This is a genomic window from Rhodospirillaceae bacterium, from assembly GCA_002746255.1.
Taxonomy (GTDB): domain Bacteria; phylum Pseudomonadota; class Alphaproteobacteria.
Window position 1 is genome coordinate 244673 of the sequence record NVWO01000001.1, and the last position, 15276, is coordinate 259948.

11 protein-coding genes, 1 tRNA gene and 1 pseudogene are annotated in these 15276 nt (G+C 54.2%); 6 read left to right on the forward strand and 7 right to left on the reverse strand.

From position 1 onward, the window contains the following. Window positions 1-49 precede the first annotated feature (49 nt). Window positions 50-1216, forward strand: a complete 1167-nt coding sequence (locus tag COA65_01190) for a hypothetical protein (GenBank protein ID PCJ61597.1) — start codon at window positions 50-52, stop codon at window positions 1214-1216. A 30-nt stretch (window positions 1217-1246) separates the two neighbouring features. Here the strand turns inward: COA65_01190 and COA65_01195 are convergent, their stop codons facing one another. After that, the gene (locus COA65_01195; protein PCJ61598.1) at window positions 1247-1813 is read right to left on the reverse strand and encodes a hypothetical protein; all 567 of its coding nucleotides are present in this window, start codon (window positions 1811-1813) and stop codon (window positions 1247-1249) included. Window positions 1814-2042: 229 nt separating this feature from the next. Between COA65_01195 and COA65_01200 the strand changes: the two genes are divergently transcribed. Continuing rightward, window positions 2043-2132, forward strand: a tRNA-Ser gene (locus COA65_01200). Window positions 2133-2423: 291 nt separating this feature from the next. Here COA65_01200 and COA65_01205 read toward each other — a convergent pair. From COA65_01205 to COA65_01215, 3 genes are read right to left on the reverse strand one after another with little or no spacing between them, the layout of a single operon-like run. Continuing rightward, window positions 2424-4169, reverse strand: a complete 1746-nt coding sequence (locus COA65_01205) for a recombinase family protein (GenBank protein ID PCJ61599.1) — start codon at window positions 4167-4169, stop codon at window positions 2424-2426. Then, window positions 4162-4683, reverse strand: a complete 522-nt coding sequence (locus COA65_01210; protein ID PCJ61600.1) for a hypothetical protein — start codon at window positions 4681-4683, stop codon at window positions 4162-4164. Before COA65_01210 ends, COA65_01205 begins: the two co-directional genes overlap by 8 nt. Window positions 4684-4687: 4 nt before the next feature. After that, window positions 4688-5356 (reverse strand): hypothetical protein, encoded by a 669-nt coding sequence (locus COA65_01215; protein ID PCJ61601.1) that lies wholly within the window; start codon window positions 5354-5356, stop codon window positions 4688-4690. 69 nt (window positions 5357-5425) lie between these two features. Here COA65_01215 and COA65_01220 point away from each other — a divergent pair. From COA65_01220 to COA65_01230, 3 genes and pseudogenes are all read left to right on the forward strand, one after another. Then, window positions 5426-5518: pseudogene (locus tag COA65_01220) on the forward strand (IS6 family transposase). 324 nt (window positions 5519-5842) lie between these two features. Continuing rightward, window positions 5843-7117, forward strand: coding sequence for a DNA repair exonuclease (locus COA65_01225; protein ID PCJ61602.1), 1275 nt, complete (start codon window positions 5843-5845; stop codon window positions 7115-7117). A gap of 2 nt (window positions 7118-7119) precedes the next feature. Then, a complete protein-coding gene (locus COA65_01230; GenBank protein ID PCJ61603.1) occupies window positions 7120-10641 on the forward strand; it encodes a DNA double-strand break repair Rad50 ATPase in 3522 nt (1173 codons plus the stop codon). 89 nt (window positions 10642-10730) lie between these two features. On the opposite strand, the gene COA65_01235 is transcribed toward COA65_01230, so the two are convergent. Then, a complete protein-coding gene (locus COA65_01235; protein PCJ61604.1) occupies window positions 10731-13031 on the reverse strand; it encodes a hypothetical protein in 2301 nt (766 codons plus the stop codon). Window positions 13032-13454: 423 nt separating this feature from the next. On the opposite strand from COA65_01235, the gene COA65_01240 reads away from it, so the two are divergent. Next, window positions 13455-13727 carry a hypothetical protein gene (locus COA65_01240; GenBank protein PCJ61605.1) on the forward strand — a complete coding sequence of 91 codons (273 nt, stop codon included), beginning with the start codon at window positions 13455-13457 and terminating at the stop codon, window positions 13725-13727. 329 nt (window positions 13728-14056) lie between these two features. Here the strand turns inward: COA65_01240 and COA65_01245 are convergent, their stop codons facing one another. Both COA65_01245 and COA65_01250 read right to left on the reverse strand, forming a co-directional pair. Next, window positions 14057-14779, reverse strand: coding sequence for an RNA-directed DNA polymerase (locus COA65_01245; protein PCJ61606.1), 723 nt, complete (start codon window positions 14777-14779; stop codon window positions 14057-14059). Window position 14780: 1 nt separating this feature from the next. Continuing rightward, window positions 14781-15191: a hypothetical protein gene (locus COA65_01250; protein ID PCJ61607.1), complete on the reverse strand. Its 411-nt coding sequence runs from the start codon at window positions 15189-15191 to the stop codon at window positions 14781-14783. Window positions 15192-15276 lie beyond the last annotated feature (85 nt).

A 15276-nucleotide genomic window follows, 5' to 3' on the forward strand; every position in this document is an offset into this window, starting at 1 on the left:
GACTTTCGGCGCTTTTTCCCCGTAAAATCCAGTGTTTTTCGTATTTGCAATGTCAGGGGCGACGCCGTTGAAGTTTTCAGGCCTTAAAACGGGACTGCTTTTCCTGCTGCTGATGGCGGTGGCGCTTCCAGCCAACGCAGAGGATGCGTGGTATCTGCGCCTTCAGGGCGGCGGCAATTTTGCCGGCGATCAGGACATCGACGGCATCCTGGGCACGACCTTTGCGCGCCAAAGCGAATTTTCCAGCGGCTATGTGGCGGGGGTGGCCCTTGGCCACGGTTTCGGGCCGATCCGTGTGGAGGGCGAATTCCTCTATCGAGAGAACGATGTTGACGGGCTTGCCGGCGGGCCGGGGATGGTTTCCGGCGATCGCTCCATCCGCAGTTTCACGGCAAACGTCCTCTACGATTTTTATTCTGTCGCCCTTTCCCCGGATCGGTCAATTGATCTCTACGCGGGCGCGGGGCTTGGCATCGCGAATGTGTCGTTTAACGGGGTTGCCGAAGGGGGTGGCGCGCTTCTGGATACTGATGACAGTGTCTTTGCCTATCAGGCGATTTTTGGCGTCAGCCACGTCCTTTCAGACCGCCTGTCCATCAATCTCGATTACCGTTACCTGACGACGGTGAACCCCGAATTCGTGACAGCGGCGGCGGCGAATGTCGAAACAGAGGTGGCCGATCATTCGGTCCTGTTTGGCCTGACCTGGCATTTCGGCGCGAAGGCGAAGGCGAAGCGAGCCTTTGCCAAGGCAGCCGAACCGGCGTCTCGTCCGGCTCCATCTGCAACGCGTGCGTCTACGGCACCTGTGGCAGCAGCGGCACCTGTGGCAGCAGCGGCACCTGTGGCAGCTGTGGCTACGGCACCTGATAAGAAAGCGGTGACGAAGAAGACCTTCCTTGTTTTCTTCGACTGGGATCGGGCCGTCATCCGTCAGGACGCGGTGGAAATCCTGACCGAGGCGGCAGCCGTTGCCCGGCACGGGACGCTTGCGATCATTCAACTGACCGGCCATGCTGATCGCTCGGGCACGCGTCGCTACAATCAGAGCCTTTCCGAACGAAGGGCGGCAGCGGTCCAACGCTTCCTGGTTGGCAAGGGGGTTCCGGCGGACATCATTGCCACCTTTGGCAAGGGCGAAGACGATCTGCTGGTGGCGACCCCGGACAATGTGCGCGAACCCCGCAACCGCCGGGTCGAGATCGTTCTTCCTTAAAAATTATTCAGAGAAATTATTCGGGCGCGCTTATTTGGACGCGTTGAAGGCCTTGTGCCCTTTTTCCCGTGCGGCAAGCCGCGCGGCGAGACGCTGGTCGCGGGGGGTGGGGGTGTCTCCAGAAAGTTCGGCCAGACTTTTTGTATAGGTGGCGATGGTGAAACTTGCGAGATCGGTTTCTTTAAGGTTGAGGGCCGCTTTTGCCAAGCGGGCGCGATCCTCGCAATAGGTCGCTTCGCGGATGCTGTTCAGGGAGGCCAGGTTGGCAAGATGCGTCAGGAACGAATCAAAGCGGACGCGGTGCGTGGCACCATAGGTTTCGCGGAAATGCCCGCGCAGCGTATTGGCACTATGGATAAGGTTCGGTGAGAACTGGCGGACAAAGTGATTGTAGTCGGCGACCAGGGTTGCGCGAAGGTCCCCATGGCAGCCCAGCGCCGCGACCATCAGTTCGGATTGGAGCATGCGCACGGACGCCGCCCTGGCGACGTTGCCATCCATACCACCAGCATCCATGCCGCCAGCATCTTCCGCCAACCCTTCGGCCGCCCATAGAAGGGCTGCCGCCAATGCCAGGCCCGCCACGCCTTTTTTCATACACCGAACTCCCTCGCGGCAGAAAACACCCGCCGACGCCGGTTTTTTTTCTTCGTCTTCCCTGAGGATTTCATCCTCCCCTTTCGGAAAGGTTAACGGAAATCGGTGGTGAGGCAAGGCGCTTGCCGAAATGTGGCGAAATCTTTGGCTTTTGTAGGGGTTACTGGCGATGCGCGGCAGACCCTTGGATTGACAGTTCCGGGTGCCATCCGTTAGAACCGCCCTTTCCGGAGGGGTGGCCGAGTGGCTGAAGGCGCTGGTTTGCTAAATCAGTATGCGGGTAACCGTATCGAGGGTTCGAATCCCTCTCCCTCCGCCAGCCATAAGTCATTGTTATATAAGTATTTTTCAGGATATAGCGTGGGTTTGAACTTGTCCCGCTACTTCCGGGGCTTACGCCCAATGCACCATTCCGTCATGAACACCTGAGACTGGTCTGGTGTGGCGAATGAGGCACCGATATCGGATAAGTCTCTTACGCCGGTTTTGGTGGTACGGCCAAATTCGCGTTGGGGTGTGATTTTGGCCGGATTGCTGCCGATTTCATGGCCGGCTAGTGCGCCGTGTTGGTGGCTAGGGGCGGGGATCCTGAGACAATTTCCGGCGTCCGTCAGCCGATTCCGAGGCGTGTGCGTTGCTCTTCCCAGGCGATGGGTAGACGCACCTCGTTTGCCAGTCGCTTGGCGGTCAACTCGATCGGATGACGGTCGTGGAGGATAGCCTTCACGACGTCCGGTGCGAGGAAGCTGAGTCGCAGAATGCGGGTGAAATAGGAGCCGGTGATGCCGACTTCGGCGGCAAGCTCCGCTATCGTCTTGCCACCCTTGCGCATGAGCATCCCATGATACTGGTGGGCTTGGGCGAGTACCCGGCACAGGCTGCGGTCAGGCTTGCGGCGCACGTTACCGTCATCGCCGTCGATCAGGAGTCTGGTCTCCATGCCGGTGCGCTTGATCCGGGCCGGGACGGTGAAGGTAATGGTCGGCGCGGCGTTTGTTTCCGGTCGCGTCCAGTCCTGCGGATCGTTCTGGTCCCCTAGAATCGTGATCAACCGACCGGGCATGATATGGATCTCCAGCGTCTCGCGCAGGAGGTCGATCCGGTCGACAAAGACTGTGAGGATACGGCGTCTCTCGGACGGTTTCATCTTGGGCCACTGTTCGGCAAGATTCGTGACGCGGGCAACGACGGCGGCACGCTCGCTCACGTCGGCAACCATCGCCGCGATCGCATCGAAGACCTTCGTCTCGCTTGCCAGGAACTGTCTGAGACGCCCCTCGACGAGTTCTTCGAGGTCGCCGGCCGGTACCCGTCGGCCACGTGGTGCGCGACGCCGGTTTCCCCGGACGAGTGCTTTCGAGACATAGTAGCGATACCGCGTTCCCTTCTTGTTGGCATGGCTAGGGGTCATGGGTTCGCCGGCATCGTCGTAGAGCAACCCGGCAAGGAGACTCGGCTGCGCTGCGTCGACTCCGTTTGCACGGTCGATGCGGTTCGCTGCCAGCTTTTGCTGCACCTTATTCAACAGCGCTTCGTCGATGATTGCTTTGTGTTCACCGGGGTAGCTCGTCTCCTTGTGGACGATGCGCCCAAGATAGATAGGGTTTTGCAGCATATGATAGAGCGCGCCGCGGGCGAGCGGCTTGCCACCGGTTTGGCGACCGAACCGGTTAGACCGGGCCTTGCTTGCGATGCCGTCCCGGTCGAGTTCTTCCTTGAGGGCGGGGACCGAACCGAGCGCGACATAGCGCCGGTAGATGGTGCGAACGGTCTCGGCTTCGGCTTCGTTGACGACAAGCTTTCTGTCCTTCACGTCGTAGCCGAGCGGCGGCAGGCCACCCATCCACATGCCCTTCTTCTTGGAAGCAGCAATCTTGTCGCGGATGCGCTCGCCGGTGACCTCGCGTTCGAACTGGGCGAAGGAGAGCAGCATGTTGAGGGTGAGCCGGCCCATTGAGGTCGTGGTATTGAAGGCTTGCGTCACAGAGACGAAGGAGACGCCGTGTGTGTCGAATACCTCGACGATCTTCGCAAAATCGCTTAAGGATCTTGTCAGCCGATCGACCTTGTAGACGACGACCGTATCGACCTTGCCTGTCTCGATATCGGCAAGCAGGCGTTTCAGGGCCGGTCGCTCCATGGTAGCGCCCGAGATGCCGCCGTCGTCGTACATCTCGGGCAGACAGGTCCAGCCCTCGTGCTTCTGGCTTGCGATATAGGCCTCGCAAGATTCGCGCTGGGCGTCGAGGGAGTTGAACTCCTGTTCCAGCCCCTCCTCATGGGACTTGCGCGTGTAGATCGCGCAGCGGGTCGAAACCTTGCCGGCGGTCGTCTTGCGGTTCTTGGTCTTATGCATCGACCGCCTCCTCGGCCCGCGAACCGATCGGTTGCCTGGCCCTATTGTTGATCCCGAAGAAGCGCGGTCCCGACCAGTGCCCGCCGGTGATTGCGCGCGCGATCGCCGACAGCGACTGCCAGTGTCGGCCCCTCCATTCAAACCCGTCCTCAGTAACGATCACGGTATGAGTCTCACCATGCCACTCGCGTATCAGCTTCGCCCCGGGCTTTAGGCGGGCAACCCGGTTGCGCGTGACGTCGCCGTTCCGTTCCAGGGTCTTCGCCAGATCGGCGAGACGACGCTTCGTTGTCGCGCCGAGGCCACCAAAGGCCCGCTCCTGGATCTTCCATGCAATCCCGAGCAGGAGCAGGTCGCGTGCCACCCGCTTCGGCGGGTGGATGCGATAGAGCCGTCGCCATTCCACTCGTAGCGCGTCGTAATCCATCTCTCCGAGCGCTTGAAGTCTGGTCGCCACCTCCTCTACGGCACTCGCACTACGGCGTTGGAGGGCTTCTTTCCCGGTGCGCAACATCGACTCATGCCTCGGCGGGTGCGATTTTGTAAACCTTTCGCTCATCCTTGTCGGCTTCAAGGCGGATGGTGAAGCCTCGCGTGCGGAGCCGGCTCAGGGCTCCGTATACGGAGTGCTTCTGCCAACCGGTTGCCTTAATGAGAGCGTCAATCGTTGCGCCCTTCCTGGTGTCAAGCCGGTCCAGGATTAGGCCGAGCTTTCCACCCGGGCGGGGGTTGGCATCGGTCCTCCGAGAGCGCTTGTCGGGGCTCTTCTTTGCGTAGCTGCGTGTTTTGCTTGGGGTCCGCTTGGTCATCGGTGGTCCTCCATCTCGGGCCGCGCCACTCGCGCGGCCTCCCACCAGCCCAAGCCCCGCCGGCAAGGCCGGCCAGGGCGGGCGGAGAGACGATGTCCACCCCTCAAGTTGACGGACAGTACCGCTTCCTTCTACGCAGGAGTCCAGACGAAAGAAGGCGGGAGGTAGGTCTTTCGGAGAACAGGGGGTATAATCGGTGCCAGGCATCGGGACACAGCCGGTCGGCTGGCTACCCATAAAGTCCCATGCTGGCTTCGGCGGGCCGACCCCGCCGGGGCTTTTTGAAATGGTATGCGAGCGTGCCGTGACGCGGCCGGGCAAGATCGGATGATCTCTGCGCATGCGGGGAAAACACGAAGGTAAAAGAGCTAAAGGCATTGACACGTTAAGTCGTTAGCTGGCTAGGGCAGGGGTCGGTTCGTCGACGCGAACAAAAACAACAGCACTTTCAAGTCGCCGGGATCGGCCCAACGGTTTCTGTCGATTCACGCTGCCGTCTACAACCTCTTCTACGTCCAACACCACCTTTTATCTCGACGTATATTCAAGGCATTTCAAGCCGAGACTTTCACTGTCTGGAATCAAGGTTGGCTTGCAGCCTAATCCGGGTCACGATCCAATCGTGGCAACCGCGGAAGTTAACGTGTCAATGCCGTGGATTTGTGTAGGTAGAAAATTTCCCTAAATTTTCATTTACAGAAATCATCGAGCATATAGTCTAAACATCTTAAGGATGGGCGGAATAAGCACTCTCGGGGGGGGGGCTCTTTGCATGTCCCCCGAGAGACATCGTTGAAATTACGGCACGACTCAAATTGGCTGAAGGTCTGACGACGAGAAATTAACGAACAGGGAAGCACGATATTGCCTTCGTTTCGCTTTCTTCATACTGCAGACATTCATCTGGATAGCCCTTTGAAAGGGTTGTCTGGGCATGAGGGTAGTCTGACTGAGCGTATTCGCGGCGCGACCCGTGAGGCTTTTGACCAACTTGTTGGCCGCGCTATTGAGGAACAGGTCGATTTTTTAATCATCGCAGGCGACCTGTACGATGGTGATTGGCGAGACTACAAAACAGGCCTGTTTTTCGTCAACCAAATGGGTCGCCTTAACAAAGCGGGAATTCCGGTGTTTCTGCTTTACGGCAATCATGATGCAGAGAGTCAGAACACTCGCCGCCTCGTTTTGCCGGAAAATGTGAAAGTTTTCGGCAGCAGAAAACCTGAGACATTTAAGCTTGATGAGTTGAACGTCGTCATCCATGGACAGAGCTTCCGACAGCGAGACATCAGCGAGAATCTCGCTCTGACTTATCCAGACCCGGGCGCGGGTGAATTCAATATTGGTGTTCTGCATACCGGTCTCGGTGGCATGGGCGGACATGAAAATTACGCCCCCTGCGACCTTAGTGATCTCGTGAACAAGGGTTACGATTATTGGGCGTTGGGTCACGTGCATCAGGCTCAGGTGCTACATGAGCGACCGCACATTGTCTTCCCTGGCAACCTTCAGGGACGCCACGTTCGCGAGACCGGCAGCAAAGGAGCATGCCTGGTTTCGGTGGAAGATGGGGAGATCAATGATCTTACTACTCTCCACAGCGATGTGGTGCGATGGTCTGTGGTGCCGGTTGAACTGGAAGACGTCGCCAGTGTGGGCGAAGCTTTCGATCGGATCCGGGATGCGCTTGAAAATGCTGTGACCAATTTTGGCGAGGGACGCTTGTTGGTATGCCGGGTGCAGCTGCATGGTCACACAGAATTCCACGAACAGCTTTTGGCCACTGGGGATCATGTTCTCGCCGAGGCGCGCTCCAGTGCCTTGGGGCTGGGCGAAGACATAGCGTGGGTGGAGAAGGTCGTAATTGAGACGGAACCGTTGATCGATTTGCAAATCAGGGCTGATCGTGAAGACGCTATTGGCGATTTACAGCGTATGCTTCGAGAGGCCGGTGCTGATGCAAACCTTATAGAGCAACTCGACAGGGATATCGGCGAGATAGTTCGACGGTTGCCTCATGAAGTGCGCGCCGATGTTGAAGATGTTGCGCTAAGGGCGGCAATTGAGGGCGATCACGCCGGGCTGATCGCAGACGTTACGCCCTACCTATCAGCTCGTCTAACAATGAAGGAGGGCTGAGCGTGCGGCTGCGACGCCTTGATCTTCTTCGTTATGGGCACTTCACGAAAAAAGTTGTTGAGCTGCCTACCGATGAGACCGATTTTCATATTATTTTCGGCCCCAATGAAGCTGGCAAATCCACGGCACTCGCCGCGATTGAGGACTTGCTGTTCGGTATTCCGATGCACTCGCCCTATAATTTTTTGCATGATTATTCGGACATGCGCATTGGCGCTGTTCTTGAGAGTGAGAGGTCATCACTCGAGGTCTTCCGACGAAAAGGAACGAAATGTACCCTTCTAGGTCCAGACGACCTGCCATTAGCTGGTGGTGAGGGGGCGTTAAGATCATTTTTGGTTGACGCGGATCGATCTTTTTTTGAACGCATGTTTAGTCTCGATCACGTGCGTCTCGAAGAAGGTGGCCGTGAAATTTTGGAGGCGAATGACGAAATTGGCCAGATGCTCTTTTCCGCAGGAGCCGGCGTAGCGGGCCTGCGGGATCGACTCTTGGACTTGTCGAAGGAAGCTGACGATCTGTGGGGAGCGAGAAGAGCCTCGCGCCGGCTTTTTACCCAGGCAGAAGATAAGCTCAAGGAGGCCGACAAAGAACTGCGGGAGCACACATTCACGGCGAACAAATGGCAGGGACTAAAGCGCGCTTACGAAACGGCTGATGAGGCCTACATTGAGGTTGAGGGGAATTTTGAGAAGGTATCCGCCGAAGGGAAACGCCTTAGTCGCATTCGTAGGATATATCGCTACGTCCGCATAAAGACCGAACTGGATGGACAGCTCGACGCCCTTGGAGAGGTTGTCTTGCTTCCAGAGGAAGCCGGTCAGGTTCTCGAAAGCGCGGAGCGCAATGAAACGAAAGCTTCTGCAGCGATCGACACTCTCCTCGGTCAACTGGAGCAGGTAACTCAGGATCTGAAAGCTCTTACCTTTGACAAAATGCTTGTGCTGCGGGCGGATGATATGCGCGAGCTTCATGAGCGCCGAATCGAAATTCGTCGCGAAAAGGCTGATCTGCCAAAACGCCAATCCGAACTCGATGTTGCAGATTCCGAATTGCGAGCTTTGGCGAAAGAACTAGGCTGGTTGGAGGATGATGTCGATACGTTGATTTCCCGCATTCCGGCGCGGGCTAAGGTCGGTGTCGTACGTTCATTGCTTGAGCAACGCGGTGAGTTGGCTGCAAGCGTAACGAAAAGCACTCAAGCGTTGGATGAGGCTCAAGCCGATTTAATCAAACTCCGCGATCGCCTTGGCGAAATGGGTGAGGTGATCGACGTCTCCAGATTGGCGGCGGTCGTAAAGACGGTGCGTGAGAGCGGCGACATTGCCGGTCGAGTTGCGCTTGCGGAGCAACAGGCCACTGAGGCACAGGAGCGTGTTGATCGTTTGCTTGCTTCAATGAATCCGGTGCTTCCTAATGAAAATGACGCGGCAGAGATAAAAGTGCCGCCACGTGCGGGGGTTCAAAAGCACCGCGATAAGGTTCAGGATTGGGATCGGCACTTCCGAGAGGCGCACCAAAAGACTGAAGCAGTTGAGCGCGAAGCGGACCGCGCAGGAAAGGCTTTCGAGCGCACTGTTCGCAACGAACGCGCCTTTACTAGTAATGAACTGGAGGATGCGCGACGCCATCGCGACGTGCTCTGGAATTTGGTGAAGCTCAAGCACATCGAAAATGTCCCTATCTCAGATGAGGAACATGCGGCCTACGCCGATGAGCTTGAAAACTTACCTGCAGCCTTTGAACCTGCGATGCGATTGGTTGATGAAATCACTAACCAGCGATTTGATAATGCCGAGGCGGTCGGACGGTTGGTGGAAATGTCCCGCATTATTGACGAGCAGAAAGAACTGCTCGACCAGCAACTGAAACAGGAACTGGCGCTCACAAAAGAGGAAGAGCAGCTAAAGTCCGACTGGCAAGCCATGTGGAAAACCGCGCCGTTCGAACCCTTGGAGTCTGACGCCATGTTGGATTGGTTAGATGCACGCAGCGAACTACTGAAAGCGGTTGAACAGCGCGCTGACGTGAACGGCGGATTGAAAATCCAACGCAAGGAAGAGCATGAATCGAAAGAGAGGCTTTTGACGGAACTGGCAGCCCTTGATGTCGATCGCGTCCCTCTGGAGGACGACATCCTTCGGGTAGTTTTGGAACGAGCAACTAACGTGCAGCGCGAGCAAGAAACTGCGGCCCAGGGCGAGGCTCAGTTGGAAGAAAGTGTGCAGGATGCGGAAGATGAGGCGGAGCGATGTGAGCGCGATCACGACCGTGCTGAAAAGGCATGGGCAGAGTGGCAGGGACAGTGGTCCATGGCCCTGAGGGAACTTGGTTTAGCTGCCGATTTGCTTTCAGACGCGGTCGGCGCACAGATTGAAGTAATAGATCAAATGCGCGACTGGGCGGGTAAGGTCACTCAACTGCGTCATGATCGCATCGATAAAATAGTTCGGGACGTCGCCGATTTCGAGAGTGTGGTCGCTGAGATTGTCCAGCAAGTGGCTAAGGACTTACTAGGTAAACCAGCAGATGAGGCCGTAGTCAAAATTGAAATGCGATTGGCAGAGGCTCAACGTGTTCAGGAGCTTCATAAAAGCAAGTCGGAAGAGGTGGACGGTCTCGAAAATCAGATTACGGCTATGAAAGAAAGCCGGCATGAGGCAATGGAGTCCTTGATCCCTTTCAAGGAAGCTGCAGGTGTGGATGACGCGAAGGCGCTCAAGGCGGCAATTGAAAGTTCTGATGCGCTGCGCCAACTGCAAGGCAAGGTGGCTGAAAACCTGCAAACAATGGAGCAAGAAGGAGATGGGCTGGCGGTTGATGAGTTGGAGAAGGAATGCGATGAAATCGACTTGGACCACGTCGCCGCGCGTGAAGAATCTATTGCCACTGAATTGGATGCATTGCGGCAGCAGCTGACCACTGCTGTTGAAGTCAGATCGCTGGCTAGAGAAGCGTTTCAGGCAATTAGGGGCGATGATTCTGCAGCACTAGCCGCCGCAACTCGGCAGGAAGCCATTGCAGAAATGCGAGAGGTGGCCACTCGTTATGTGCGCGTGCGAACTTCGGCGATATTGCTGCAATGGGCTATTGATCGCTATCGGCGAGAGAAGCAGGCACCTCTCCTCAAACGTGCTGGAGAACTTTTCGTAACGATAACGAGAGGGTCGTTCAGTGATTTACGTGTCGCCTACGACGATCAGGATCAGGCACATTTAACTGGACTGAGGGCCGATGGAGAGGTTGTACGAGTGCCGGGTATGAGCACCGGAACTGCGGATCAGCTATATCTGGCACTTCGTCTGGCGTCGATCGGAGATTATCTGGAACGCGCCGATGCATTACCTTTCGTTGCCGATGATCTATTTATCAACTTCGACGACGATCGTTCCGCTGCGGGTTTTGAGGTGCTCGGCAAACTAGCGCAGAAGACGCAGGTGCTGTTCTTCACCCACCACCAGCATTTAGTGGATATTGCTCGCAGCACCTTGGGAACGTCTGTCCATGTGGTGACGTTGGCATAGAAGCCTACGACGACTAAAAGCCTCTGTTTTTCATGTCTGAATCAGATGCAAACCGCATCAAATAGTTTGGTCACTTGGAAAATGCGGGTTTAGGTTTCTAGTCCCGAAAGCTGTCCAGGTGCGAACTTCTTAACTACTAAAATGGCTTCCTTCGATGCCAAAAGAATATCTTCTTCTATGTGGGGCGCATCGCTAAATTTTCCTCCATGGCAGAGGTCTTGTATGAGGACACTTTTTATTTCGATCTCATGTTCGTCATTGAGAAACTTCACGAATTCCCCAAAATTATTTTTATCAGGACAACAGAACTTCCACATACCCTCAATTACGGAGCGAATTGAATTCGCAGTAGTGTGATTTGGTTCCACCGCTTTCTCGCTGACGTCATAGACGTCTTTCAGTTGAAGCATGTGGGGAGTTGCAAAGGCTTTTTGGCTTCGCAGAAAATGCTCAGCCGAGCCAGAGACCAACTGATATAGGGCACCCGCTTTCACTATATTGTTGGTCGAAGCGACGTTATAAAAGTGATTGTTGTGCGTGAGAATTAGCATCTTCGGCTTGTGAGGATTACTCTTTAGGTTGAATTCTATCTCTCCATCGTCCCCTATCCGAAGTAGCTTGAGGCACGTGATGATCGTGTACACGTAGTCGAAAGACATTGACGTGACAGGATCGTCAAATACGAAATAGATTTTCTTGTAATCGTCGTTAGACTCCACGCGTAGATGGGTCTGCGCGATGAAATAGCAAAACGCCATTGCTGATTTTTCACCATCGCTCAGAGTACGATCGCCGCCGCGAAGCATTTCTTTGTTGTTGCGACGGACCTTGAAGTTAGACTTATCGAAGGAGTATTTATCCTGAAAGAAGCGGCGCAGAAGCATCGAAAAAGTATCGGCTACACGCTCTCTTGCCGAGGCTTTTTCACCGTAGTTATTCGTTAAGGCTGTCAGATTCATCTGGAGTTTGGGTATTTCGGCAGATAATTTGCGGAGTGCTTCTATTTCCACCGAATTGTCTGTCGCGAATTTTTGTGTGAGCGCTTCGCATGCCGAAGATTGAAGAGATCGCCGTTCTTCGCCGGAATTGCTTGCTAGGGATGCCAGTTTGGCAAAATGTTTGTTGTTTTCTTCGCAGCGATTTTTGACTGACGTCGCGATCGCAAGATAGTCAGCATTGGGCATATTCAATGGCCGGTCGAGCTGATCAGTCTTGTCTTGCAGCGTCTTATTAAGGGCGACGAGAAAGGCGCCCAGGCTGTCCAAACTGTCATCAACATCAACCAGTTGTACGTTACTCATTGTAGAAAAATATGCTTTCAGAGAATCGAAACGAGCGTTGCTCTTGAGAATTGCTTCTCTCTCGTTTGCGATCAACTTCTGTTGCTCTTGAACATGTTTCAACTGCCCGTCAATACGCTTCCTATGCTGGGCCTCTTCGTCTTCAAAGTACGCCTTATAGGCGTCGATAGCGGTTGCAGCTAAAGCTCCAATTTCTTGAGTGCAGAACGGACAGTTGTTTTGATCGGCGTTAAGCATCTTTAGCCCTGACTCGAAAAAGGCTTCATCAGATACGATTTTAGTCTTGAAGGTATCTGCGACAGTGGAGAGGTTGGTTATGTTTGCCAACTCCCCGTTAATCGTTTCGGAGTTGACCGAGAAATCAAAATTTACGGCGACCGGTAAATCGGGGTCTGATGGCAAAGATTTGAATTTGTTGTATTGGGTGAGAAGGACTTCGACTGACTCAGCACTTCCATCAGCGGTATAGGGCGAGTCCAGAAAATAGCAGCCCGCATTGAGAGCCTTATAAGTTCCCAAAGAACCCGTAATATTGAAATCCTGTTTTAGTTTCAGTTGCGCTGCTTTGAATGAGGTGAAAATTTCCTCCTTGCCTCTCGAAAGAGTAGATTGCTTGTCCTCTATCTTTTTCTGGAGGACATCAAGATCGGCATTTTCCTTTCCGATGATGATTTCATGAGTAATTTTGCCATCAAGCTCCTCCAACTTGTTGCGCAATTCTTCGTCAATGTAATCTTCTGAGAAAACGTGAAAAATATACGCGGGTGTTGAGCGCGTGACAGTGCTTGTACTCTTGAATAGTTCCATGCCTCCAATCTTAGTTGTGTCTTCAAACAGATTGAAAATTCCGGTTCCCGAAACGGACTCTTCTGAAACCAGAAGATTTGGCACCTCACTGTCTTTAACCTTGGTGTTTGCCGCACCATCAAGGTGCCTCAGGGCCCTTGCAAGGAAGGATTTCCCAAACCCATTGCGCGCGAAGATGAGGTTTTGTTTTTCAGACGAAAGAAACTGATCAAGCTTCATGATCGGCCCAATATGCTGGGCTACAATCCTCAAACGGGGCTTTGATTGCGGAGGGGTGTTCATAACGGTGCGCTCTGTCTCCCGGAATTCTAGAATTTATCAGATCACGATGCAGGGAGAGCCCAGCATTGAGACCTTGAATTTCAATTCACTAAAGTCCGAACCGTCAATCACTGTAAAGTTGGCTATGACTGGTTTTGATCCTCTTGAGACGTTTGCCGAGCGCCAATCGATGATCGCATTGGGCTGATACCTATATAACTAAGAGAGCGTATACTATTATTAATAAAAACCAATGACGAGTTACGTTGAAATACTCAGTTTTCAGTCTACGGCTGAATAAATAACGTAGCATTCCAAATCATCATCCAGGTGTCGGGGCATTGACACGTTAAGTAATTGGCAATCGCACGGGCGATTCCTAGTGTGGGAACATTCGCACCGGTTTGAGCCACACAAAAGCTATAGTGCTAGTGGTTTCCAGAATTGACGGCGAAGGAATGCGCGATGGAAAAGACAGATCAAGAAAGAGTTGTAGAAATGGGCGGGCCGACGCTTCTTGAAGCGCATCAGGTGGCTGTCACCTATGACGAAGAAAATGGCTACCAGATTCTTCTGCCTAGCACCGACGAACACGATGAAATGCCGGAGGGAGCGGCAATTCTTGTTGCAACCGCCATGCGTTTGACTAGTGACGAGGCTCTTTATCAAGAGATGGTGGCGTGGCTAGACGCGCGCCAGGATGATTTGCGGAATTGATCAGGGCGTGGCGACTGCTCAACCGTCAAGATGCCCTTTTCGAGCTTTAACGGTTGATCTCTGCGCATGTGGGGAACGGATTGTTTAACGTTGCACCCTCCAAGACAGATAATGGCTGCTTGTGAACTGTGTTTTTGGAAGGTAGGTCTTTCGGAGTACAAGAGGTATAATCGGCGCCAGGCATCGGGACACAGTCGGTCGGCGGCCTTCCATAAAGTCCCGGTGTTGGCTTCGACGGGCCGACCCCGCCGGGGCTTTTTTGCGACAATATATGAGCGTGCCGTGATACTTGCCAGGCAAGATCGGTTGATCCCTGCGCATGCGGGGTCTCAATAAGGCCAATTTACGTTCTTAAACCGTTGCAAAAGTTTCGTCGCGTAGTCAGGCTCAATCATCTTTGCGAAATCAATCAGTCCGCGCAGGTGGGCTTTCATACCCCATATCGTATCAAACTCCCGAGCCTTCGCATGTTCAGTCGGACCGAATTTTTCCAGATAGTGAATATGAAGGCGGAGATTGTCTTTGAACTCCCTTCGCAGACTTGGCTTAGGGCCACCCACATTCAGGCCAAGTACGATTTTTCTGCTCCCCGGAGGGATCAGTTTTGTCTTTCTATGCTGGGTCCGAAAGCCCGCCGATGACAAAATTTCCTCAATGGTATGAATAAAGGACGATGCAGTGGACCGACCGAAATTCTTCTCCGGTGTCGAGAAGGTCAGGTCATCGCTATAGCGCGTATACGTCAGTCCTGCTTCTCTGGCAGCATCGGAAATCCGCGTATCAATTGGCGTCATGATGAGATTTGAGAGCATGGGGCTCGTAGGAGCCCCTTGAGGCAAATAACCCAGTACACCCGTCGAATAGGCAGGAATTTTCTCATTTCTGCGCCTGACCTTCCAAACCGGATCACTATGGCGCGGGCTTCGATCCACTGGACCGATCGTTACTATCCGAGCAAGTTCGAATGACACCAGCGGTTGGTAACCCAGTGCTCTGAAAACACGAAACACCTGGATCTCCGATATTGATTCGAAGAAGCTGGTGACATCCATTTTAATGAGTCATTGCGCCCCGCAATGCCTGCTCGCACATGAAAAAATGGATCCGCCGGGTGCAAACGCAAAGCTGCAACTGTGAACGGGAACATATCTGGAGGATATACTTATTAAGCCATTTCTGAACGTGGCTCAAAGAAGGCGATGGCACATGAATGAAACGCCTTCCGCCTGACCGTTTTCGGATCGAAAATTTCCGGTATGTATCGATCTTGGAACGCTGAACGACGCTGCGCAGAAATTGGTAGGGCACCTTTGCGCGGGTAGCCAAGTGGTTGAGCGAGAGAATGGCTGGTAACTTCGGTTCACCCGACTCGACGGCTTCGATCTGCTCAATAGCGGTTGCAATCGTGTCGTCGCCTAAGCCCTTCTTCTTCGCCTCTGCCCTATATTGATGAGGGGACCACACGTAGACTACTCCGGTGGTGCCGGCACGGCGACTGCGCGCGCTGGCGACCCGAGGCCCACGATGGAAGGAGGCAGCGTGCGCAATC